This is a genomic window from Streptomyces sp. NPDC050485 (genome assembly GCF_044458185.1).
Classification (GTDB): Bacteria; Actinomycetota; Actinomycetes; order Streptomycetales; family Streptomycetaceae; genus Streptomyces.
On sequence record NZ_JBITHR010000017.1, the window covers coordinates 1 to 22096 of the forward strand.

A 22096-nucleotide genomic window follows, 5' to 3' on the forward strand; every position below is an offset into this window, starting at 1 on the left:
CCCGCACCAGCCACTTCGCAGCACTTCGCCCCGCCGAGCTCACGCTCGACGGGGCGAAGTAGAACCAGCCCCCCCCGGATTAACCAACAGCATCCATCAGGTGCGGGGGCGGTGCGCAGACCCGGCTCAGCTGGGGTTGGGGTCGATCGTCACGGTGCGCTCGGCGGTGGTCTTGCCGCGCAGGGCGGTCTGCATGGCGTGCGCCACGTCGTCCGCCGACACCTCGTGCTTCTGGCCGTCACCCTTGAGGATCATGACGCCCTTGAACGTGCTGCCGAGCAGCTCGGTGATCGCCTTCTTGTCGTAGACCTCGATCAGCTTCCCGTCGATCGGCTTCATCGAAAGGATCTTGGGGAGCGACTTCGCGGGGCCGAAGTCGATGTGCTTGCCACCCGCCTTGATCGTGACGAGTCCGGACATCGCGGGCTGCGCGAACTCCTTCATCGCCCGGTCGATCTCGGCCTGGGTGACGGTGGGCTGGTGGTCCGAGACGGGCAGCGCCACCGCGTCCGCCTTGCCGGTCTGGACCTGGGTCCGGTACGCGTCCTTCACCGAGATCATCGAGCGGTTCACATCGAGGGACTTGCCCGCCTTGCCCGGTACGGCGACGGCCTTGCCCGGAACGAACTTGATGGTGCCGTCCGTCGCCGAGCCGGAGGCCCCCGCGAGGTCGGTCAGCGCGACGCCGAGCTTCTCCTGGTCCACCGGGATCACCGGCTCGGCCACCCGCTTGCCGCCGAACAGCGAGCCGATGACGGACACCGGGTTGTAGTCGCTGCCCGAGGCGGCCCGCACGGTGGCCTGGCTGTCCAGCGAGAGGCCCGCGATCTCCGGCCTCAGCTGCTCCTGCTTGCCGTCGACGGTGAGGTGCAGCGGCTGGGCGGCACGCTTGCCGAGCGTCTGGTCCAGCTTGGCGACGGCCGCCTCCCTGGTGCCGCCGCCGATGTCGACACCGAGGACGGTGGTGCCCTTGGGCACCTCGGAGTGGTTGAGGACCAGACCCGCGCCGTACGCGACACCGGCCAGGACGACCAGGCCGCCACCGATCAGGGCCAGCTTGGAGCGGCCCTTCTTCGCGGGGGCGGCGGACGCACCGGTACGGGCCGGCGGGCCGGGGGGCTCGGACTCGGCGGAGTCGGGGTCCGGGGGCGGCGTGAGGTGCGGGCCGCCGGGGCCGGACATGCCGGGCGGGTAGGACGCGCCGCGGTGCTCCGGCGGGACGACCGGGATGCCACTGGTGAGCGTGTCACCGGAGACGTGACCGCCGGGCGCGGGCACGGATACCGCGGGATTGACGGCCGGGCTGGCGAGCGGGTTGCCCACGGACTGCGTGAACGGGCTGGGCGCCGGGGGCTGCGGGGTGAGGATCGCCGTGTCGTCGGACATGACGGGAACGGCACCCGTCCCGCCGGGGGCGAAGGGGTGGACTCCGCCACCGCCCTGCCCCGGCTCCTGCCCGGGACGAAGACCGTTGCCGCGCCCCTGGCTCATGCCCTGGTTCATGCCGGAGCCGATGCCCATGCCCATGCCCTGGCCCGCGCCCTGGCCCATGCCCATGCCCTGACCGCGAGCCGGATCCTGGCCGGGCCGGAAGCCGTCGCCGCGGCCCTGGTCCCGCCCGGGACGAAGACCCTCGGAACCGGGACGCAGCCCATCACCGCGCCCCGAATCCGGACCGGGACGCAGACCGTCGCCGCGCCCCATGTCCGGTCCCTGGCGCAGACCTTCGCCCGCCCCGCGCCCCAAGTCGGAGCGCTGGCCCGGGAGTTGACCGGCGTCCGCACCGCGGCCCGGGTTCTGGGAGAGGGCCGCGCCCTGCCCCATGCCCGCGCGGTTGCCGACCGGCCGGGTCGGCAGCGCGGCGTTTCCGGTGACGGGTCCCGTGGTGGGCCCGGACGGCAGCGCGGGACGCGCCCCCTCCGAGCCGTCGCGGCCGCCCGCGCCGTTCGCGCCGTCCGAGAAGTACGGGAGGTCGGGCCGCGGGGTGCCGGACGGCGGGGTCGCCGAAGCGCCCGGGGCCGCCGCGGACTTGCGCGGGGCGAACCAGTCGCTGGCGGGCCGCTCGTCGGCGCCCGGCTCCGCCGGCTCGGCCTCGGGCGTCTCGGGTCTGGCCACCGAACCGGTGCGCTCGCTCACGCTTTCCGCGCTCGCCGCCTTGGCGGCATCGCTCATGGGCGTGCGCATGACGACCGGCGGAATGGGGCGTGAGCCCGGGATGTTGATCCGGATCCGCGTCGTCAGCGTGGTCTCGGTCTTGGGCTGGTCCGGCTCGGCGGCGACTTCAGGAGCGTCCTGGCCCGCGGGCGACGGGGTCCCGTACGGCGGGGTACCCGACGGGTACGCGGCTGCGCCCCGCCCCTGCGGGCCGGAGGACGAACTGTCAGTTTCACGACTCAAGGCTGGTTCACTCCCGATTGGCTCCGCCACCCGGTCTCGTTCACGTGGTCCCTCTGTACGGGCGGCTCGGCGGCGCGCACCACCATACTGGCCGCCGCGTTCACGTTCCGGGCGGCCCGGAGAAGGCGCGCCCCGTCCTCTTCTACTGCGTCGGCGTGCCTGCGCACGTCACTCGCCAAGTCGGGCCGCCGGCCCGCCCGGTTGTACGAATTGGCCGATCGTGGCGCAGATCACAGCGGCGAGCATGCCACCCAGGAGGAAGACATACGACCCGATTCCGGCACCGAAGATGAAGTCGCCCTCCGGACGCGAGGTGGTGAGCAGGACGACGGCGACCAGCCAGCCGGCCGCGGGTGCCCCCGCTCCGCCCCGGCCGCCCGTCAGTTGCGTACCGGCGTAGAAGAGCCCGGCGGCCCCGGCGAGGGACAGCAGCAGGCCGCCGGGGAACCAGGCGGCCTGGACCAGCGCTCCGGCCGCTCCGACGACCGCCCCGAGAACAATGAGGAGCAGATGCACGGCGATCCGCACCGCGCCGCTACCCAATCCGGCGTTCGTACTCGTACGCGTACCCGTACTCATGCGCCCACACCTTCGAACAGGTCGTGCTCGCGACCGGCCCCGGCCCCGCTCTCACCGGCCGCCAACTGGTAGTACTCGGTGGTGAAGATCGGCTGGGCCAGGTCGTTGGAGAGCGCGAAGTAGGGCCCCCGTACGGTGATCTGGGTCTCGTGCGCGCGCATCGCCGCGCTCTTGGCTGCCGCGTACGCACTGCCGTCGATCTCGGCCGTGATGTCCGACTCGTCCACCACGCCCGGGACGTCGTCGATGGCGGAGATGCCGGGGAAATCCGGGTTCGCGGCGCGGAGTTCGGCGAAGGCGTGCTCGGCGACCGGGCGGGGCACCCGGTTCCAGTAGATCTTCGCGATGCCGTGCGGTTCGCCCAGGTCGTGGCGGTAGGCGGACTCCGCGGCGAGTTCGGCGGCGCGCATCGCGACGCGGTGCGCCTGGATGTGGTCGGGGTGCCCGTAGCCGCCGTCGGGGTCGTACGTGACGAGGACCTGCGGGCGCACCGAGCGAATCACCTCTACGAGGTACGCGGCCGCTTCGTCCACCTCCGCGTTCCAGAAGGCGCCCGCGCGGTGGTTCTGCTCGACGCCCATCATCCCGGAGTCGCGGAACCGGCCGGGGCCGCCGAGGAACCGGTGGTCGCCGACGCCGAGTTCCTTCATCGCGGCGGCGAGTTCACCGATGCGGTGGGCGCCGAGGCCGCCCTCCCGGTCGGGCGCGAGGTGGGCCAGGCTCGGCGGGATGACCTCGCCCTCTTCGCCGAGGGTGCAGGTCACCAGGGTGACCTGGGCGCCCTCGGCGGCGTACTTGGCCATGGTGGCGCCGTTGTTGATCGACTCGTCGTCCGGGTGCGCGTGCACCAGGAGGAGGCGGCGGGCGGGGAATTCCGACATGGGCCCAGCCTACGAGGCCGGGGCCGCCACCGCGCCGGCCGTCGCCCGGGCGCCACCGGGATCGGCCGGTACCGTCCGTATCAGAACTTGATTCCGCCGATCATTCCGGCGACATTGCTGGTGACCTGGCTGATCGTGGGGGCGATGGAGGAACTCGCCAGGTAGAAGCCGAGCAGCATGCAGACCACCGCGTGTCCGGCCTTCAGCCCGGATTTCCGGACCAGCAGGAAGACGACGATCGCCAGCAGCACCACCGCCGAAATCGAGAGTGCCACGGCGGTTCACCTCCATCTGTTCCAGTGGATCGGACGGACCGGACCCAGCAGTGCGCATACAGCAGCAGGTTCATACCCACTCAGCGCTACGGATCATAACTATCCGTGGGAAGGCATTAATCGGGGCATGGGCGCACAAGGGGCGCACGCACGGCACGCACGGCGGGTTGGGCCCGGGGGGACTAGGTTCCCCTCATGACGACCACTGCATCCAGGCACCCACAGGACCCCGGGCAGCTCTCGTTCCCCCGGCACTCGGCACGCACCCAGCGCTTCACGCTCGGCGCGCCCCGCGCCTTCACCATCGCGCCGGACGGCGAGCGGGTCGTCTTCCTGCGCTCGGCCGGCGGCTCCGAACGCAGCAACCGGCTCTGGGTGCTCGACCTGGCACGCGGCGCCGCGGAGCGAGTCGCGGCCGACCCCGACGCCCTGCTCGGCGGGCACGGCGAACGGCTCTCCGCGCAGGAGCGCGCCCGGCGCGAACGCAGCCGGGAGGGTTCGGCCGGAATCGTCGCCTACGCCACCGACGCGGCCGTGGAGCTCGCCGCGTTCGCCCTCTCCGGACGCCTGTTCACCGCCGAGCTGCGCGCCGGGACCGCCCGCGAACTGCCGGCCCGGGGCCCGGTGCTCGACCCCCGCCCCTCCCCCGACGGCCGCCACGTGGCCTATGTGGCGCGGGGTGCGCTGCGGGTCGTCGGGGCCGAGGGCGAGGGCGACCGGGCGCTCGCCGAGCCGGAGTCGCCCGAAGTGACGTACGGGCTCGCGGAGTTCATCGCCGCCGAGGAGATGGCGCGCTCGCGCGGTCACTGGTGGAGCCCCGACTCGGACCGGCTGCTCGTCGCCCGCGCGGACGAGACGGGCGTGCGCCGCTGGTGGATCGCCGACCCGGCCAACCCCGGCGAGGAGCCCGCACGGGTCGCCTATCCGGCGGCCGGCACGCCCAACGCCGAGGTGCGGCTCTTCGTGTACGCGCTCGACGGCGCCCGTACCGAGATCGTCTGGGACCGGGCCCGCCACCCCTACCTCGCCCGGGTGCACTGGTCGTCGGACGGGGCGCCGCTGCTGCTCGTCCAGTCCAGGGACCAGCGCACCCAGCTCCACCTCGCCGTGGACCCGGAGTCGGGCGCGACCCGCACCGTGCACGTCGACGAGGACCCCGACTGGCTCGAACTCCTTCCGGGCGGGCCGGCCTGGGCGCCCGACGGCCGTCTGGTGCGGATTGCCGACGAGGGCGGGGCGCGCGTCCTGGCGGTCGGCGACCGGACCCTGACCGGGCCGCAGTTGCAGGTCAGGGCGGTGCTCGACATCGGCGGCAGCGATGTGCTGATCTCCGCGTCGGCAGGCGAGAAGGCACCCGCCGCCGCCTCCGGTGCCCCCGAGACCGGCGAAATCCATGTGTACCGGGTCAATGAGCTGGGTACGGAACGCGTCTCGGACGGCGCCGGCGTCCACTCGGCCGTCCGCTCCGGCGCGGTCACCGTGCTCAGTTCGGCGCGGCCCGACCGGCCGGGGACGGTCGTCCGAGTGCTGCGGGACGGCAAGGAACTGGCCAAGATCGCCTCGTACGCGGACGAACCTGGCCTCGCGGTGCGGCTCCGGCTCACCGAAGGGGGCGCACGGCGGATCCCATGCGCCGTGCTGCTCCCGGCCCACTACCGCGAGTCGGACGGGCCGCTGCCGGTACTGATGGATCCGTACGGCGGGCCGCACGGACAGCGGGTGCTGGCCGCGCACAACGCGCACCTCGCCTCCCAGTGGTTCGCCGACCAGGGCTTCGCGGTGGTCGTCGCCGACGGCCGCGGCACCCCGGGCCGCTCCCCGGCGTGGGAGAAGTCGATCAGGGACGACTTCACGCTCGCGCTCGACGACCAGATCGAGGCGCTGCACGGACTGGCGGGTGCCTACCCGCTGGACCTCGGGCGGGTGGCGATGCGGGGCTGGTCCTTCGGCGGCTATCTGTCCGCGCTGGCCGTGCTGCGGCGGCCGGACGTCTTCCACGCGGGCATCGCGGGGGCGCCGGTGGTGGACTGGGAGCTGTACGACACCCACTACACGGAGCGCTACCTGGGACTGCCGTCCGCGTCCCCGGAGGTCTACCGCTCCAACTCCCTTGTCTCCTCGGGCGAGTTGACGCGACCGGCGAATCCGGCCCGCCCCCTGATGGTCATCCACGGCATGGCGGACGACAACGTGGTGGCGGCGCACACCCTTCGGCTGTCCTCGGCGCTCCTCGCCGCGGGCCACCCCCACGAGGTGCTTCCCCTGACGGGCGTGACCCACATGACCCCCCAGGAGCGGGTGGCCGAAAACCTGCTGCTGCTCCAAGTCGACTTCCTGCGCAGGTCGTTGGGGCTGCACCGGAGCTAACTGACGGCCGGCCGGGCAACACGGTGTCGCCCGGCCGGCCACGGCACCCGCACGGCCGTACGATGCCCAGAGTGACGTGTCCGTATATCGGGGATGCGACCGTCAAGTTGCTTGTGTGTTACGGAAGTTGATGGATATTTAGCGCCAGATTCCGGATATGCCGGAAGCCTGTCAAGCACGCGTCCGCACCAAAGAGAGAAATCTTCCGCCAAGTTAATCGATGAGTTCACCCCGGCCCGCCCAAACCCCTTGACGCACACCGCCGCACGCATGAATGTTCCCGTCAACAAATGACGCCATGCGGCGCTGCTGAAACCTTCCGGCGCGGGGGGCAATGCGAAATGACGAGTTCCACAAGAGCTGCCATGGAGCCGACTGATCCACTCCCCGGAGAGGGCGACGACCCCGAAGCGGCCAGCGGTATCGAAGCGAAGACCAGTGAACTTGTCGGACGCTCACCCGGGCGTCTCGCGTGGATCCGGTTCAAACGCGACAAGGTCGGAATCCTGTGCGCCTTTACGGTGCTCGGATTCATCGTGATCGCGCTGGCCGCCCCACTCATCTCCAAGCTGTACGGCAAGGATCCGTACCAGCTGTACGGACAGGACCGCGGGCTGCTGAACGACTACGGCATTCCGCTCAAGCCCAACGGCGGTATCGACGGGAACTTCTGGTTCGGCCTCGAACCGAAGCTGGGCCGCGACGTGTTCACGCTGCTGATCTACGGCATCCGCACCTCGCTGCTCATCGCCCTCGCGGTCACCGTGGTCGCGGTCGTCATCGGGGTGCTCATCGGCCTGGTCCAGGGCTACCTGGGCGGCCGGACCGACTACTTCCTCGGCCGGTTCTCGGACCTGATGCTGTCCTTCCCGCAGCAGCTCTTCTTCATCGCCTTCACCCCGGTGATCGTGGCCCTGTTCGTCTCGCCCACCGAGGAGGAGCCGGCCTACGTCCGGGTGGTGGCGCTGATCCTGGTGCAGCTGATCCTCGGCTGGATGACGATCGGCCGGCTCATCCGGGCCCAGGTGCTCTCGCTGCGCGAACGCGAGTTCATCGAGGCGGCCCGGCTCAGCGGCGCCTCCGGCTGGCGGATCATCCGCAAGGAGCTGCTGCCCAACATCTGGTCGACCGTGCTGGTGCAGGCGACGTTGCTGCTGCCGGTCAACGTCACCGCCGAGGCGGGGCTCTCCTACCTCGGCGTCGGGGTCCACAGCCCCACTCCGGACTGGGGCCTGCTCTTCCAGTCCGGAGCCACGTACTACGACTCCGATCTCACCTTCATGTTCTTCCCCGGCATCGCGATGGTCGTCTTCGTCGTCGCGTTCAACCTGCTCGGGGATTCGGTCCGGGACGCTCTCGACCCCAAGACCGTGCGCTGAAGTCCGATCATCCTGACAGGCAGGAATCCATGAGAAAAAACAAGGCGCGCCAGGTTTCCGCGGTTCTCGCGGTGGGGGCACTGGCGCTGACGGCCGCCTGCAGCAGCGGCGGAGCCGACAACGGCAAGGCTCCCGGCGGGGGCAAGAAGGCCGAGGTGCAGAACTTCGGGGTGGGCACCAAGGCCGACTCCACCGGCCCGGCCGTCGCGGTCGACGGCGCCAAGCCCGGCGGCACCGCGTACAGCCTCGACCAGACCGGCTTCGACTACCTCGACCCGGGCCAGCAGTACGTGAGCGACCAGCTCTCGGTGCAGTTGCTCTACAACCGCTCGCTCACCGGCTACAAGATCGACCCGAAGACCGGCAAGACGGTCGTCGTCGGCGACCTGGCCACCGACACCGGCACCCCCTCCGACGGCTCGAAGACCTGGACGTACACCCTGAAGGACGGGGTGAAGTTCGAGGACGGCACGCCGGTCACCACGAAGGACATCAAGTACGGCATCGAGCGGCTCTTCGCCGACTACCAGACGCAGGGACCGCAGTACGTCCAGAAGTGGATCTACGGCCCCGACTACCGCAAGCAGTACGCCGGTCCGTACGACGGCAAGGAGATCCCGGACGCGCAGATCGCCACCCCCAACGACAAGACGATCGTCTTCCACTTCCTCCAGCCGCACGCGGACACCCCGTACGCGATGGCGATGCCCAACATCTCGCCGGTCCCCAAGGCCAAGGACGACAAGCAGAAGTACAACAACCACCCGGTCGCCACCGGCCCGTACAAGATCGCGGACTACAAGCCGGGCAAGTCGCTCACGTTTGAGCGCAACACCAACTGGGACCCGAAGACCGACCCGATCCGCAACGCCTACCCGGACAAGTGGGAGTTCCAGCTCGGCATCCAGGAGCCGGGTCTGACCAACCGGCTCGCCGCCGACACCAGCACCGACAAGTACGCCATCGACATGGCGAACTCGGCGGACCCGTCGAAGATGCAGACGCTGACCTCGGACCCGCAGTACAAGAACCGGACGGTCAACGAGTACCAGCCGTACGTCGAGGTGTTCAACATCAACGCCAAGCGGATCAAGGACCCGAAGGTCCGCCAGGCGCTGGCGTACGCGTTCCCGATGCAGCAGGTCCAGCAGGCCTTCGGCGGCGGCGCGCAGGGCGACCTCGGCACCACGCTGCTCAGCCCGACCGTGGCCGGCTGGCAGAAGTTCGACCCGTTCGGCAAGCTCGCCAAGCCCATGGGTGACCCCGACAAGTCGCTGGCGCTCCTGAAGCAGGCGGGCGTCACCACCCCGTACAAGATCTCGCTGGCCTACGCCAACACCCCGAAGTGGGACAACGTCACGCTGACCATCCAGAAGGCGCTGGAGAAGGCCGGCTTCAAGGTCGAGCGCAAGGCGGTCGACCCGACCACGTACTACACCGTGGTCGGCAAGCTGGACACCCCGTACGACATGTACCGCACCGGCTGGGGCGCGGACTGGCCCAACGGCTCGACGGTCGTCCCGCCGACCATGGACGGGCGCAACCTGATGGACGGCACCAACAACTACTCGTTCATGAACGACCCGAAGGTCAACTCCGAGATCGACCGCATCAACCAGATCACGGACCTGACCAAGCAGGCCGACGAGTGGCGGACGCTCGCCGAGTACGTGCTGCAGAACGACACGTCGCAGATTCCGTTCATCTTCGACAAGTACTTCAACCTGCACGGTTCCGGTCTCGGTGGCGTCACCTACAACGAGATCTACGGGACGATCAACCCGAATACGATCTTCGTGAAGCAGTAGCACGTGCGGCTCGGTTTCCCCGGCCCGGCGTCGGGCCGGGGAAACCGCATAGCGACGGAAGAGTCAGCCGATGTTCCGTTTCCTGGTGCGCCGCGTGCTCGGTGCCATGGTCATCCTGGTGTTGATCAGCATGATCACCTATTTCCTCTTCTTCTTCCTGCCCTCCGACCCGGCTCTGCTCTCCTGTGGAAAGCAGTGTGATCCACAGAACGTGGCACTGATCCGGAAGAACCTCGGGCTCAACCTGCCGATCTGGACGCAGTACTGGCATTACATGGTGGGTATATTCGCCGGCCGCCACATGCCCATCGGTGACTGCCCGGCACCCTGTTTCGGCTATTCCTTCGCCAATCAGCAGCCGGTCTGGGGCACGATCGCCGACAGCTACCCGACGACGCTGACGCTGGCCGTCGGCGGCTCGGCGGTCTTCCTCACCATCGGGGTCTCGCTCGGCCTCGTCTCGGCCTGGCGCCAGGGCACGGTCTTCGACCGCATCGCCAGCTCCACCTCGCTGCTCGGGCAGTCGGTGCAGATCTACTTCATCGGCCCGCTCGCGATCCTGTTCCTCTCCACCAAGCTGGGCTGGCTCGACCGGGGCCACGACGTGGACTGGAAGCACGACGCCTGGGGTTCGGTCACCGGCATGATCCTGCCGTGCCTGGTCCTGTCGGTGATCTTCTGGTCCAACTACAGCCGCCAGACCCGCTCGTTGATGGTCGAGCAGCTGTCGGAGGACCACATCAGGGCGGCCCGCGCCAAAGGCATGTCGTCCCGCTACGTGTTCCTGCGGTACGCGCTGCGCGGCGCGATGGCCACCATCATCACCATCTTCGGCGTGGACCTGAGTGCGGTGCTCGGCGGCGCGATCATCACCGAGGTCACCTTCGGTCTGCACGGCCTGGGGCTGCTCTCGGTGCAGGCCGTGCTGCGCAGCGACCTGCCGCTGGAGATGGCCGTCATGCTCATCGGCGCCACCCTGATCGTCGTCTGCAACATCGTCGTCGACCTGGCGTACGCCTTCATCGACCCCCGGATCAGGCTCACTTGAGGCCCGCAGACCCACAGGAGATGCGCCCCGTGTCCACCTTGAGCCAGACCGCCGCCGCACCGGCCGCCGAGCCGGCCTCCGCCTTCCTCTCGATCCGGGACCTGTACGTCCACTTCGCCACCGAGGACGGCACCGTCAAGGCCGTCGACGGTCTCTCCTTCGATCTGGAACGCGGCTCCACGCTGGGCATCGTCGGCGAGTCGGGCTCCGGCAAGTCGGTGACCAACCTGGCGATCCTGGGGCTGCACAACCCGCGCAACACCACGATCCGGGGCGAGATCCTGCTCGACGGGCAGGAGTTGACCGGCGCCACCGAGCGGCAGCTGAACCGGCTGCGCGGCAAGAAGATGGCGATGGTCTTCCAGGACTCGCTGGCCGCGCTCTCGCCGTTCTACACGGTGGGCCGGCAGATCGCCGAGCCCCTCATGAAGCACACCGGCGCCTCCCGGCGGGAGGCGCGGGCGCGGGCCGTGGACATGCTGCGCAAGGTCGGCATCCCGCAGCCCGAACTGCGCGTCGACGACTACCCGCACCAGTTCTCCGGCGGCATGCGCCAGCGCGCGATGATCGCGATGGCGCTGGTCTGCGACCCGGACCTGGTGATCGCCGACGAGCCCACCACCGCGCTCGACGTGACGGTCCAGGCGCAGATCCTCGACCTGCTCAAGGACCTCCAGCAGGAGACCGGTTCGGCGATCATCATCATCACCCACGACCTGGGGGTGATCGCCAAGACCGCCGACCACGTGATGGTGATGTACGCGGGCCGCTGCGTGGAGCGCGGCACCGTCAAGGAGGTCATGCGGCGGCCCCAGCACCCCTACAGCTGGGGGCTGCTCAGCTCCATCCCGCGCCTGGACTCCGCCGTGGACAGCCCGCTGGTGCCGATCCCCGGCACCCCGCCGAGCCTGCTCTCGCCACCGCCCGGCTGCCCCTTCCACCCCCGGTGCGGCTTCACCGGCGAGGTGGCGGACGGGGCCTGCCGCACCGTCCGGCCCGATCTGCCGGAGGACCAACGACGCGGCGCGGCCTGCCACTTGACGGCCGAACAGACGGAAGCCGTCTTCACCGAGCAGATCCGCCCCCGGCTGCGCTGACAAGGATGCGGGACATCGCCATGAGTGAGAAAGCCACCAGCCTCGCCAAGCCGCCCGGCCAGGAGCCCGCGCCCAGGGCCGGCGCCACCGGCCCGCTGCTCGAAGTGACCGGCCTCGCCAAGTACTTCCCGATCACCATGGGGTTCCTCATCAAGCGGCACGTCGGCGACGTGCGCGCGGTGGACGGGATCGACCTCAGCATCGGGCCGGGCGAGACGCTCGGCCTGGTCGGCGAGTCCGGCTGCGGCAAGTCGACCACCGGCCGCCTGGTCACCCGCCTCCTGGAACCCACCGCCGGAAAGGTCGTCTACGCAGGCCAGGACATCACCCACGCCTCCCGCCGGGCGCTCGCGCCGATCAGGTCCGAGATCCAGATGATCTTCCAGGACCCGTACGCCTCGCTCAATCCGCGCCAGACGGTCGGCGACATCGTCGCCAACCCGATGGTGGTCAACGGCATCAAGCCGCCCGGCGGCGTCGAGCGCCGGGTCCGCGAACTCCTGGAAACCGTCGGCCTCAACCCGGAGCACTACAACCGCTTCCCGCACGAGTTCTCCGGCGGCCAGCGCCAACGCATCGGTGTGGCCCGCGCGTTGGGCATGGAACCGAAACTGATCGTGGCCGACGAGCCGGTCTCCGCGCTCGACGTGTCGATCCAGGCACAGGTGGTCAACCTGCTCCAGGAGCTCCAGCGGGAGCTGGACATCGCCTTCCTCTTCATCGCCCACGACCTGGCGATCGTGCGGCACTTCTCGCAGCGGGTCGCCGTGATGTACCTGGGCCGGATCGTCGAGGTCGGCGACCGCGAGTCGATCTACCAGCGCCCGCGCCACCCGTACACCCACGCGCTGCTCTCGGCGGTGCCGGAGGCGGTGGTGGACGAGGAGGGCGAGGGCCGCGAGCGCATCCGGCTTGCCGGCGACGTGCCCTCGCCGGTGAACCCGCCGTCCGGCTGCCGGTTCCGCACCCGCTGCTGGAAGGCGCGGGACAAGTGCGCCGCCGAGACTCCCCCTCTGGTACGCGTCGAAGGCAACCGGGAGGGCCACCTGACGGCATGTCACTTCCCGGAGGATCCGACGCTTGCGGCCCGGGACGCGGACGTGGTCCTCGACCCGGCACTGCTCGCGATCGAGGAGGCACCACCGGACACCCCCTAACCCGCGCCCGGCCCCTCCCCCTCCACCGGCACCACCCGCTTCTCCTCCGCGAAGTGGCACGACGAAGGGTGGTGCGCGGGGCCCTGAATCAGCCGGAACTCGGCCGGCACGGCGAGCAGGGGCACCTCCAGCGCGCACCGCTCCTGCGCCTTCCAGCACCGGGTGCGGAAGGGGCAGCCGGACGGCGGGTTCGCGGGGGACGGCACGTCACCGGTCAGCAGGATCCGTTCGCGGTGCGCGCGCGCCGACGGGTCCGGGACCGGGACGGCCGAGAGCAGCGCCTGGGTGTACGGGTGCGTGGGGTGCTCGTAGATCTCCTCGTCGCGACCGATCTCGACGATCCGGCCCAGATACATCACCCCGACCCGGTCGGAGATGTGCCGCACGATGGACAGGTCGTGGGCGATGAACACGTACGACAGCGAGAACTCGTTCTGCAGCCGGTCGAGCAGGTTCACGACCTGCGCCTGCACCGACACGTCGAGCGCGGAGACCGGTTCGTCCGCGACGATGATCTCCGGCTGGAGGGCCAGCCCCCGTGCGATGCCGATGCGTTGGCGCTGGCCGCCGCTGAACTGGTGCGGGTAGCGGTTGATGTACTCGGGGTTGAGCCCCACCACGTCGAGCAGGTCCTGGACCTTCTTCCGGCGGTTCCCCTTCGGCGCGACCTCCGGGTGGATCTCGTACGGCTCCCCGATGATGTCGCCGACCGTCATGCGCGGGTTGAGGGAGGTGTACGGGTCCTGGAAGACCATCTGGATGTTGCGGCGCACGGCCTTGAGGGCCCGGCCCGACATCTCGGTGATGTCCTCGCCCTTGTACTTGATCTGCCCGGAGGTCGGCCGTTCCAGGTTGACCAGCATCTTCGCCACGGTCGACTTGCCGCAGCCGGACTCGCCCACGATGCCGAGCGTCTCGCCGGCCGCCAGGTCGAAGGAGACCCCGTCGACCGCCTTGACCGCGCCGATCTGCTTCTTGAAGAGGATGCCCTGGGTCAGCGGGTAGTGCTTGACCAGGTCCCGGACCTCCAGAATGGCCTCAGCCATCGAGGGTCTCCTTCCAGAAGAAGCACGCGCTCTGCCGGTCCTCGGCCACCTCGAACAGCGGCGGTACGTCGGTACGGCAGATGTCCTGGGCCAGCGGGCAGCGCGGGTTGAAGGCGCAGCCCGGCGGGATGTGCATCAGGTTCGGCGGCAGGCCCTTGATCGCGTACAGTTCCTGGCCCTTCTGGTCCAGGCGCGGGATCGACTCAAGCAGGCCCTTGGTGTACGGATGCGCCGGCGCCCGGTAGATCTGGTGGACCGGGGCCTGCTCGACGATGCGGCCCGCGTACATCACCGCGATCTTGTCGGCGACATCGGCGACCACGCCCAGGTCGTGGGTGATCAGGATGAGCCCCATGTTCAGCTCGCGCTGCAACTCGGCCAGCAGGTCCATGACTTGGGCCTGGACGGTGACGTCGAGGGCGGTGGTCGGCTCGTCCGCGATGATCAGGGACGGTTCCAGGGCCATCGCCATCGCGATCATGATGCGCTGGCGCATGCCGCCGGAGAACTGGTGCGGGTACTGGCCGACGCGCTCCTTGGCGGCGGGGATGCGCACCCGGTCCATCAGCTCGACGGCCTTGGCCCTGGCGTCCTTGCGCGACATGCCGCGGTGGACGGTGAACATCTCGGCGAGCTGGTCTCCCACACTGAGCACGGGGTTCAGCGAGGACAGCGCGTCCTGGAAGATCATGGCCATCTTGGAGCCGCGGATCCTGCGCCGCTCGTCCTCCTTGAGCGTGAGCAGGTCCTGGCCCTGGAAGATGATCTCGCCGCCGGCGATCCGTCCCGGCGGCATGTCCAGGATCCCCATCACGGCCTGCGCGGTGACGGACTTCCCGGAGCCGGACTCGCCGAGCACGGCCAGCGTCTCGCCCGCCTCCACCGAGTAGTTGACCCCGTTGACGGCCTTGGCCACGCCGTCCCGGGTCTTGAACTCCACGTGCAGATCGCGCACTTCGAGCAGCATGGTCCGGCTCCTCAACGCAGCTTGGGGTCGAGGGCGTCGCGCACCGCGTCGCCGAGCATGATGAACGCGAGCACCGTGATCGCCAGCGCACCGGCCGGCCAGAGCAGCATGTGCGGGGCGTTGCGGATGTACTGGGATGCGGCCGAGATGTCGATGCCCCAGGAGACGGTGGGCGGCTTCAGGCCGACGCCGAGGTAGGAGAGCGTCGCTTCGAGCGCGATGAACGTACCGAGCGCGATGGTCGCCACCACGATGACGGGGGCGACCGCGTTGGGCGCGATGTGGCGCAGCAGCATCCGGGAGTTGGAGGCGCCGAGCGCGCGGGCCGCCTGGACGTAGTCGTTCTGTTTGGCGGTGATGACCGAGCCGCGCGCGATGCGGGCGATCTGCGGCCAGCCGAGCAGGATCATGAAGCCGATGACCGGCCAGACGGTGGTGGAGGTGATCACCGAAAGGAAGACGAGGCCGCCGAGGACCACGGGGATGCCGAAGAAGATGTCGGTGACGCGGGAGAGCAGCGCGTCCCAGCCGCCGCCGAAGAACCCGGCGAGGCCGCCGACGACCGAGCCGAACAGGGCGACGCCGACGGTGGTGCACACGCCGACGGTGACCGAGGCGCGGGCGCCGTGGACCGTACGCGTGTAGACGTCGCAGCCCTGGCCGTCGTAGCCGAAGGGGTGGCCCGGCGCGGAGCCCAGCTGGGCCTTGGCGAGGTCGCACCGGAGCGGGTTGCCCGACGCGATCAGCGACGGCCAGATCGCGATGACCAGCAGGAACAGGATGACGAGACCGGCGACGATGAAGACGGGGTTGCGGCGCAGATCCCGCCAGGCGTCCGACCACAGCGAGCGCGGCTTCTCGGCGGGCCCGGTGCCCAGGGGGCCGCCCGGGCCCCGTCCGCCGGAGGCGGCCGATGGCGGCTGCTCCAGGGTGGTGGCCTCGCTCGCCGCGAGGTCCATCGCACCGCCGGCCCCCGTCGCGGCGATCGCTCCGTCGTCGAAAGGCTCAGGCATAGCGGATCCTCGGGTCGAGTACGGCGTACAGGAGGTCGACGATGAGGTTGGCGATCAGGAAGACAAGCACGAGCACGGTCACGAAGCCGACCACGGTCTGGGTGCTCTGGCGCAGGATGCCCTGGTAGAGCTGGTAGCCGACGCCGTGGATGTTGAAGATCCGCTCGGTGACGATCGCACCGCCCATCAGCGCGCCGACGTCGGTGCCGATGAAGGTGACCACGGGGATCAGCGAATTGCGCAGCAGGTGCCTGGTGATCACCCGCCGTCGCGGCAGGCCCTTGGCGACGGCGGTGCGCACGTAGTCGGCGCGGGCGTTCTCGGCGATGGACGTCCTGGTGAGCCGGGTGACGTACGCGAGCGACACGGACGCCAACACCAGCCCGGGGAGCAGGAGTTCGTTGAACGGCGCCTCCGGGGACACCGTCGGCCTGATGGCGCCCCACTCGACACCGAGCAGCAGTTGCAGCAGCAGTCCGGTGACGAAGACGGGGATGGCGATGACGACGAGGGTGAGCATCAGGACGACGGTGTCGACGGGCCGGCCGCGCCGCAGCCCGGTGACCACGCCGAGGCTGATGCCGATGACGATCTCGAAGATGATCGCCACGATGGTCAGCCGGATGGTGACGGGGAAGGCGGCGGACATCAGCTCGGTGACCTTCTGCCCGTTGAACGCGGTCCCGAAGTCGCCGGTGAACACGTTCCCCATGTACGTCAGGTACTGCTGCCACACCGGCTTGTCGAGGCCGAACTCCCTCTTGAGCTGGGCGGCGGTGGCGGGGTCACAGGCCTTGTCGCCGCAGAGCCCGGCGATCGGATCCCCCATCACGTTGACCATCAGGAAGATCAGCAGGGTGGCGCCGAAGAAGACCGGGATCATCTGGAGCAGACGCCGGATCACATACCGTCCCATGGGGCCCTCCGGGGGTCGTCGGAACTCGCAAGGGGCGCGGCCCGGCGCCGCTGAGAGCGCCGGGCCGTCCGCCGCGCGGCGTCAGCTGACCTTGATCTGGTCGTAGACCGGCACGCTGAAGGGGTTCAGCGAGACGTTGGAGACGCGGGAGGAGTAGCCGGCGCTGCCGTTCTGGTACCAGAGGGGGATGGCGCCCATCTGGTCCCGCAGCACCCCTTCGGCCTGTTGGAAGTCGGCGACCGCCTTCGCCTTGTCGGTCTCGGCGTTGGCCTGGTCGATGAGCTTGTCGAACTCGGCGTTGGTCCACTTGCCGTCGTTGGAGGAGGCGCCGGTGTAGTAGAGCGGCTGCAGGAAGTTCTGGATCAGCGGGTAGTCCATCTGCCAGCCCGCCCGGAACGGGCCGCTCATCTTGGACTGGGTGATCTGGCTGCGGAAGTCGGCGAAGGTGCCGACCGGGTTGCCCACACACGCCTTGTCGTTGCCCAGCGCGTTGTTGACGCTGTTGCAGATGGCGTCGACCCATTCCTTGTGCGAGCCGGTGTCCGCGTTGTACGAGATCTTCAGCTGCCCGCCGGGGATGCCGCCGCCCTCGGTGATGAGCTTCTTCGCCTCGGTGGGGTTGTAGGTGCAGGCGGCGCCGCAGAGCCCGGCCTTGTAGCCGCCGCTGTCGCCGAGCACCGGAGAGGTCCAGTCGGTGGCGGGGGTGCGGGTCTTCTGGAAGATGGTGTCGGTGATCTGCTGGCGGTTGATCGCCATCGACAGGCCCGTGCGGACCTTGACCGCGTTCGGGGTGTTCCAGGCGGCGTCGTAGTACGGGAAGGCGAGGGTCTGGATGATGCCGGCCGGGGTGTTGATGTACCGGCTGCCGAGGTCGGCCTTGACGTTCTTGAGCTGGGAGGCGGGCACATCGTCCACGAGGTCGAGGTTGCCGGCCGTCAGGTCGGTGTAGGCGGTGTTGTTGTCGGTGTAGACCTTGAGGTCGATGCCGCCGTTCTGCGCCTTGTCGTCGCCCATGTACCCGGCCCACTTGCGCATCGACAGCTTGGAGCCCTTGGTGTACGAGTCCACCGTGTACGGCCCGTTGCCGACCGGCTTGGACAGCCAGGCCGCGTGGTTGTCGAAGAACGCCGTGGGCAGCGGCGCGAACGCCGGGTAGCCGAGGGTGTCGGGCCAGGTGGAGAACTTCTGGTTGAGCTTGACCGTGAAGTTCTTGTCGTCCACGACCTTGAGCCCGGACATGGTCTCGGCGGTCGGGCTGCCGCTCTTGGGGTGGACCTCGGCGTAGCCGTCGATGTAGGCGAACATCGACGCGTTCTTCTGGTTGTTCTTCAGGTTCGCGCCGTAGTTCCAGGCGTCCACGAAGGACTTGGCGGTGATCTTCTCGCCGTTGGAGAACGTCCAGCCGTCCTTCAGCGTGACCTTGAAGTTCTGCGAGTCCGTCGTGTCGATCGTGTTGGCGAGCATGTTCTTGGCCTCGCCGGTCTTCGGGTCGTACCGCTTGAGACCGCGCATCAGCATGTCCAGGACCTTGCCGCCCTGGACCTCGTTGGTGTTGGCGGGTTCGAGCGGGTTCTGCGGGTCGCCCCAGGACGAACTGACGATTCCGTTGGCACCGCCGCCACCACCACCGCTGCCCCCGCCACCGCAGGCCGTCGCCGCCAGGGCGACGACCACCGCAGCTGCGGCCCACTTGGCGTGCGTGGCTCCGCGCATGGAGTCCTCCTAGAGTCCCACTTGAGTCCCAAGTCTCGCTTAGGCCCAAATATCACCCTAGACATGCAAATGCCGCACCTTTAAGTCCGCCGGACGGAACGGTGCTCCGAACGGGCTCACCCGCCCGGGACTCCAGGCGCCGGGTCCGTCGAGAGGCGGGCGTGCTGGTGCATGTCGTGGAAGGTTCCGGCCGGGGTGGCCGGCAGGTAGCCGCGCGAGATGCCCTCGTACGCGAAGCCGCAGCGCTCGGCCACCCGGCACGAGGAGTCGTTGCCGATCGCGTGGCCCAGCGCGATGCGGTGCAGCCCGAGGGTGCCGAACGCCCAACCGGTCAGCAGATTCACGGCGTTGGTCGTCGCACCGCGTCCCCGCGCCTCGGGCAGCAGCCAGTAGCCGATGCCCGCGTGACCCATCGGGAGAAAGATGTTGTGCAGGGCGACGCTGCCGAGCGGGGCGTCGGTGTCCGCGTCGGCGACGCAGTAGGGGGCGAACCTGCCGCCGGCCCAGCGGTCGGCGCACCTGCGGATGAACTCCCGGGCGCCGGCCGGATCCACCAGCGCGACGGGCGGGCCCCAGCGCAGCGCTTCGGGATCGTTCAGGCCCCGTATCACCGCGTCCACATCGGCCTCGTCGTCCCGCCAGGCCCGCAGCCGCAGCCCGTGTCCGGTCAGCTCCTGGAAGCGCAGCGGGGCCGCCCCGTCCGTCGCCGCCGGACTGGGGTCCGCGGCCCGCCCTTCGGAAGGGGGCGGTTCTTCGGCAGGGGTCCGCACGACCAGCTCGACCTCGAACCCGGCCGCGTTCTCCAGGTACCCGGCGCAGTGTGCGGGGCCGCCCGCGAAGGGGTGCCGGTCGGGGAAGAGGAGGGTCCAGCCGTGCGCGGGCGCCGCTTCGACCAGCGTGTCGAGGGCGGCCCGGTCGGTGACGTGGAAGGCGAGGTGGTTGAGGCCGGGCCGGGTGCGCTCGTGCGACGCCGAGGTCTGCGCCGGGGACCGCTCCACCACGACGTACGTCTCGCCACTCAGCCAGCTGCGGCCGGCCCGCCAGTCCTGGTACGGGCGGTAGCCGAGGCTCTCCAGAAGCCAGCCCCACGACTCCTTGGCCGGCTCAAGGTCGGGAACCCACAGCTCGACATGGTGCAGCACCTGCGACAACTCCCTTGAAGCAGACGGTAGTTGGCAAAAAACAGCCGGGCCCGTGGTTCTCTTCCGGATCGGAAGACAACCACGGGCCCGGCCGCCACATCACGCCGCGCCGACGACGTCCTTCTCCTCGGCGAAGTGACAGGCCGACTCGTGTGCGGCCGGAGTGTCCTGTCCCGCGAACCGCTCCGGGACCGCGAGCACCGGCACCTCGGTGGCGCAGCGGTCCTCGGCCTTCCAGCAGCGGGTACGGAAGCGGCAGCCCGACGGCGGGTTGGCCGGCGAGGGCACGTCACCGGTGAGAATGATCCGCTCGCGGTGCTCGCGGGCCGCCGGGTCCGGGACCGGGACGGCCGAGAGCAGCGCCTGGGTGTACGGGTGCGTGGGGTGCTCGTAGATCTGCTGGTCGGTGCCGATCTCGGCCATCTTGCCGAGGTACATCACACCGACCCGGTCGGAGATGTGCCGGACGATCGACAGGTCGTGCGCGATGAAGATGTAGGACAGGTTGAACTCGTCCTGCAGATTCGCCATCAGGTTGATGACCTGCGCCTGGACCGACACGTCCAGGGCGGAGACCGGCTCGTCGCAGATGATGATCTCGGGGTTCAGGGCCAGACCGCGGGCGATGCCGATGCGCTGGCGCTGACCGCCGGAGAACTGGTGCGGGTACCGGTTGATGTACTCCGGGTTGAGACCCACGACGTCCAGGAGCTCCTGGACCTTGCGCCGCCGGTCGCCCTTCGGGGCCACCTCGGGGTGGATCTCGAACGGCTCCCCGATGATGTCGCCCACCGTCATACGGGGGTTGAGCGAGGTGTACGGGTCCTGGAACACCATCTGGATGTTGCGGCGCACGGCCTTCAGGGCGCGCCCGGACAGCTTGGTGATGTCCTGGCCCTTGTAGAAGACCTCGCCCGCGGTCGCCGCCTCCAGGAGCATGAGCACCTTGGCGACGGTCGACTTGCCGCAGCCGGACTCGCCGACGATGCCGAGCGTCTCGCCCTGGAAGAGGTCGAAGGAGATGCCGTCGACGGCCTTGACCGCGCCGATCTGCTTCTTGAAGAGGATGCCCTGGGTCAGCGGGAAGTGCTTGACCAGGTTGCGCACCTGAAGGATCGGCTCACCGCGGTCGACCGGGGCCTCGATGGCGGCTACGGCCTCCGCCTCGGTGGCCGCGTCGACCGTCTCCACCTCGGTGACGTTGGGGGTGGCGTCGTCCACGGCGTCGTCCCTCTTGTTCATGTCAGCCATGGATCTGCTCCTTCCAGAAGTGGCATGCGCTGCCGCGACCGACCAGCTCGGTGCCGTCCCGCTCGGTCACCGGCAGGAGCGCCGGAACGTCGGTACGGCAGATGTCCTGCGCCTTGGGGCAGCGCGGGTTGAAGGCGCAACCGGACGGCGCCTTCAGCAGGTTGGGCGGCAGGCCCTTGATCGCGAAGAGCTCCTGGCCCTTCTGGTCCAGGCGCGGGATCGAGTCGAGCAGACCGCGCGTGTACGGGTGCGCGGGACGCTTGTAGATCTCGTGGACCGGGGCCTCCTCGACGATCCGGCCCGCGTACATCACCGCGATCTTGTCGGCGACGTCGGCGACCACACCCAGGTCGTGGGTGATCAGGATGAGCCCCATGTTGTACTCGCGCTGGAGGTCCTGGAGCAGGTCCATGACCTGGGCCTGGACCGTCACGTCGAGCGCCGTGGTGGGCTCGTCCGCGATGATCAGGTCGGGCTCCAGGGCCATCGCCATGGCGATCATGATGCGCTGGCGCATACCGCCGGAGAACTGGTGCGGGTAGTCGTTGACCCGGCTGCGGGCAGCGGGGATCTTCACCCGCTCCATCAGCTCGATGGACTTGGCCTTGGCGTCCTTCTTGGACATGCCCTGGTGGACGCGGAACATCTCGCCCAGCTGGTTGCCGACGGAGAACACCGGGTTGAGCGCGGACAGCGCGTCCTGGAAGATCATCGCCATCTTCGGGCCGCGCAGCTTGCGCCGCTCGCTCTCCGGGAGCTTCAGGATGTCCTGGCCCTGGAAGAGGATCTCGCCCTTGGCGACCCGCCCGGGAGGCGAGTCGAGGATGCCCATGATGGCCTGGGCCGTCACGGACTTGCCGGAGCCCGACTCGCCGAGAACGGCGAGCGTCTCACCGGACTTGACGCTGTAGTTGACGCCGTTGACGGCCTTGACGATGCCCTCGCGGGTCTTGAACTCGACGTGCAGGTCGCGCACGTCGAGCACCGGGCCGTCGCTGTCGCCGGCCCGCTGGCCGGGCACTTCCGCGGTCACGTGTGCAGTAGTCATGTGGTGGTGCCG

General features: G+C 69.4%; 18 protein-coding genes. 6 read left to right on the top strand and 12 right to left on the bottom strand.

Going from position 1 to position 22096, the window contains the following annotated elements; all coding sequences use genetic code 11:
• Positions 1–126: 126 nt before the first annotated feature.
• From ACIBK6_RS29185 to ACIBK6_RS29200, 4 genes are all read right to left on the bottom strand, one after another.
• Complete coding sequence (locus tag ACIBK6_RS29185) at positions 127–2397, bottom strand: hypothetical protein (RefSeq protein WP_399054394.1); 2271 nt, start codon at positions 2395–2397, stop codon at positions 127–129.
• 168 nt (positions 2398–2565) lie between these two features.
• On the bottom strand, positions 2566–2976 hold the full coding sequence (locus ACIBK6_RS29190) for a DUF6113 family protein (protein ID WP_399054395.1): 411 nt from the start codon (positions 2974–2976) through the stop codon (positions 2566–2568).
• Positions 2973–3857: an N-acetyl-1-D-myo-inositol-2-amino-2-deoxy-alpha-D-glucopyranoside deacetylase gene (mshB, locus tag ACIBK6_RS29195; RefSeq protein WP_399054396.1), complete on the bottom strand. Its 885-nt coding sequence runs from the start codon at positions 3855–3857 to the stop codon at positions 2973–2975. The genes ACIBK6_RS29190 and mshB overlap by 4 nt, the downstream gene beginning before the upstream one ends.
• Before the next feature lie 80 nt (positions 3858–3937).
• Positions 3938–4132, bottom strand: a complete 195-nt coding sequence (locus ACIBK6_RS29200; RefSeq protein WP_329463234.1) for a DUF2304 family protein — start codon at positions 4130–4132, stop codon at positions 3938–3940.
• A gap of 195 nt (positions 4133–4327) precedes the next feature.
• Here ACIBK6_RS29200 and ACIBK6_RS29205 point away from each other — a divergent pair, with 195 nt between their 5' ends.
• The 6 genes from ACIBK6_RS29205 to ACIBK6_RS29230 all read left to right on the top strand — a co-directional run bounded on the left by ACIBK6_RS29205 (position 4328) and on the right by ACIBK6_RS29230 (position 12988).
• Positions 4328–6499: a prolyl oligopeptidase family serine peptidase gene (locus ACIBK6_RS29205; protein WP_399054397.1), complete on the top strand. Its 2172-nt coding sequence runs from the start codon at positions 4328–4330 to the stop codon at positions 6497–6499.
• A 365-nt stretch (positions 6500–6864) separates the two neighbouring features.
• Positions 6865–7878 (top strand): ABC transporter permease, encoded by a 1014-nt coding sequence (locus ACIBK6_RS29210; protein ID WP_399054398.1) that lies wholly within the window; start codon positions 6865–6867, stop codon positions 7876–7878.
• Between the two features lie 29 nt (positions 7879–7907).
• On the top strand, positions 7908–9686 hold the full coding sequence (locus ACIBK6_RS29215) for an ABC transporter substrate-binding protein (protein WP_399054399.1): 1779 nt from the start codon (positions 7908–7910) through the stop codon (positions 9684–9686).
• Between the two features lie 70 nt (positions 9687–9756).
• Positions 9757–10734 carry an ABC transporter permease gene (locus tag ACIBK6_RS29220; RefSeq protein ID WP_399054400.1) on the top strand — a complete coding sequence of 326 codons (978 nt, stop codon included), beginning with the start codon at positions 9757–9759 and terminating at the stop codon, positions 10732–10734.
• A gap of 29 nt (positions 10735–10763) precedes the next feature.
• Positions 10764–11831, top strand: a complete 1068-nt coding sequence (locus tag ACIBK6_RS29225; RefSeq protein WP_399054401.1) for an ABC transporter ATP-binding protein — start codon at positions 10764–10766, stop codon at positions 11829–11831.
• A gap of 20 nt (positions 11832–11851) precedes the next feature.
• Positions 11852–12988 carry an ABC transporter ATP-binding protein gene (locus ACIBK6_RS29230; protein ID WP_399054402.1) on the top strand — a complete coding sequence of 379 codons (1137 nt, stop codon included), beginning with the start codon at positions 11852–11854 and terminating at the stop codon, positions 12986–12988.
• Here the strand turns inward: ACIBK6_RS29230 and ACIBK6_RS29235 are convergent.
• From ACIBK6_RS29235 to ACIBK6_RS29270, 8 genes are all read right to left on the bottom strand, one after another.
• On the bottom strand, positions 12985–14034 hold the full coding sequence (locus ACIBK6_RS29235) for an ABC transporter ATP-binding protein (protein ID WP_399054403.1): 1050 nt from the start codon (positions 14032–14034) through the stop codon (positions 12985–12987). The two genes, ACIBK6_RS29230 and ACIBK6_RS29235, sit on opposite strands and share 4 nt — an antisense overlap.
• On the bottom strand, positions 14027–15001 hold the full coding sequence (locus ACIBK6_RS29240) for an ABC transporter ATP-binding protein (protein WP_399054404.1): 975 nt from the start codon (positions 14999–15001) through the stop codon (positions 14027–14029). The genes ACIBK6_RS29235 and ACIBK6_RS29240 overlap by 8 nt, the downstream gene beginning before the upstream one ends.
• 11 nt (positions 15002–15012) lie before the next feature.
• Positions 15013–16014: an ABC transporter permease gene (locus tag ACIBK6_RS29245; protein ID WP_399054405.1), complete on the bottom strand. Its 1002-nt coding sequence runs from the start codon at positions 16012–16014 to the stop codon at positions 15013–15015.
• Positions 16007–16930 (bottom strand): ABC transporter permease, encoded by a 924-nt coding sequence (locus ACIBK6_RS29250; RefSeq protein ID WP_399054406.1) that lies wholly within the window; start codon positions 16928–16930, stop codon positions 16007–16009. The genes ACIBK6_RS29245 and ACIBK6_RS29250 overlap by 8 nt, the downstream gene beginning before the upstream one ends.
• A gap of 81 nt (positions 16931–17011) precedes the next feature.
• The gene (locus ACIBK6_RS29255) at positions 17012–18643 is read right to left on the bottom strand and encodes an ABC transporter substrate-binding protein (RefSeq protein ID WP_399054407.1); all 1632 of its coding nucleotides are present in this window, start codon (positions 18641–18643) and stop codon (positions 17012–17014) included.
• A gap of 116 nt (positions 18644–18759) precedes the next feature.
• Positions 18760–19785: a GNAT family N-acetyltransferase gene (locus tag ACIBK6_RS29260; RefSeq protein ID WP_399054408.1), complete on the bottom strand. Its 1026-nt coding sequence runs from the start codon at positions 19783–19785 to the stop codon at positions 18760–18762.
• A gap of 99 nt (positions 19786–19884) precedes the next feature.
• The gene (locus ACIBK6_RS29265; RefSeq protein WP_399054409.1) at positions 19885–21036 is read right to left on the bottom strand and encodes an ABC transporter ATP-binding protein; all 1152 of its coding nucleotides are present in this window, start codon (positions 21034–21036) and stop codon (positions 19885–19887) included.
• Entirely contained in the window at positions 21029–22084 is a 1056-nt protein-coding gene (locus tag ACIBK6_RS29270; RefSeq protein ID WP_399054410.1) for an ABC transporter ATP-binding protein, read from the bottom strand. The genes ACIBK6_RS29265 and ACIBK6_RS29270 overlap by 8 nt, the downstream gene beginning before the upstream one ends.
• Positions 22085–22096 lie beyond the last annotated feature (12 nt).

Excerpts from the sequence above, each read along its gene's own strand:
- ACIBK6_RS29265 (WP_399054409.1), bottom strand. The coding sequence starts at position 21,036 with ATGGCTGACATGAACAAGAGGGACGACGCCGTGGACGACGCCACCCCC.
- ACIBK6_RS29220 (WP_399054400.1), top strand. The coding sequence starts at position 9,757 with ATGTTCCGTTTCCTGGTGCGCCGCGTGCTCGGTGCCATGGTCATCCTG.
- ACIBK6_RS29240 (WP_399054404.1), bottom strand. The coding sequence starts at position 15,001 with ATGCTGCTCGAAGTGCGCGATCTGCACGTGGAGTTCAAGACCCGGGAC.
- mshB (WP_399054396.1), bottom strand. The coding sequence starts at position 3,857 with ATGTCGGAATTCCCCGCCCGCCGCCTCCTCCTGGTGCACGCGCACCCG.
- ACIBK6_RS29255 (WP_399054407.1), bottom strand. The coding sequence starts at position 18,643 with ATGCGCGGAGCCACGCACGCCAAGTGGGCCGCAGCTGCGGTGGTCGTC.
- ACIBK6_RS29235 (WP_399054403.1), bottom strand. The coding sequence starts at position 14,034 with ATGGCTGAGGCCATTCTGGAGGTCCGGGACCTGGTCAAGCACTACCCG.
- ACIBK6_RS29250 (WP_399054406.1), bottom strand. The coding sequence starts at position 16,930 with ATGGGACGGTATGTGATCCGGCGTCTGCTCCAGATGATCCCGGTCTTC.
- ACIBK6_RS29190 (WP_399054395.1), bottom strand. The coding sequence starts at position 2,976 with ATGAGTACGGGTACGCGTACGAGTACGAACGCCGGATTGGGTAGCGGC.
- ACIBK6_RS29245 (WP_399054405.1), bottom strand. The coding sequence starts at position 16,014 with ATGCCTGAGCCTTTCGACGACGGAGCGATCGCCGCGACGGGGGCCGGC.
- ACIBK6_RS29210 (WP_399054398.1), top strand. The coding sequence starts at position 6,865 with ATGGAGCCGACTGATCCACTCCCCGGAGAGGGCGACGACCCCGAAGCG.
- ACIBK6_RS29215 (WP_399054399.1), top strand. The coding sequence starts at position 7,908 with ATGAGAAAAAACAAGGCGCGCCAGGTTTCCGCGGTTCTCGCGGTGGGG.
- ACIBK6_RS29205 (WP_399054397.1), top strand. The coding sequence starts at position 4,328 with ATGACGACCACTGCATCCAGGCACCCACAGGACCCCGGGCAGCTCTCG.
- ACIBK6_RS29270 (WP_399054410.1), bottom strand. The coding sequence starts at position 22,084 with ATGACTACTGCACACGTGACCGCGGAAGTGCCCGGCCAGCGGGCCGGC.
- ACIBK6_RS29230 (WP_399054402.1), top strand. The coding sequence starts at position 11,852 with ATGAGTGAGAAAGCCACCAGCCTCGCCAAGCCGCCCGGCCAGGAGCCC.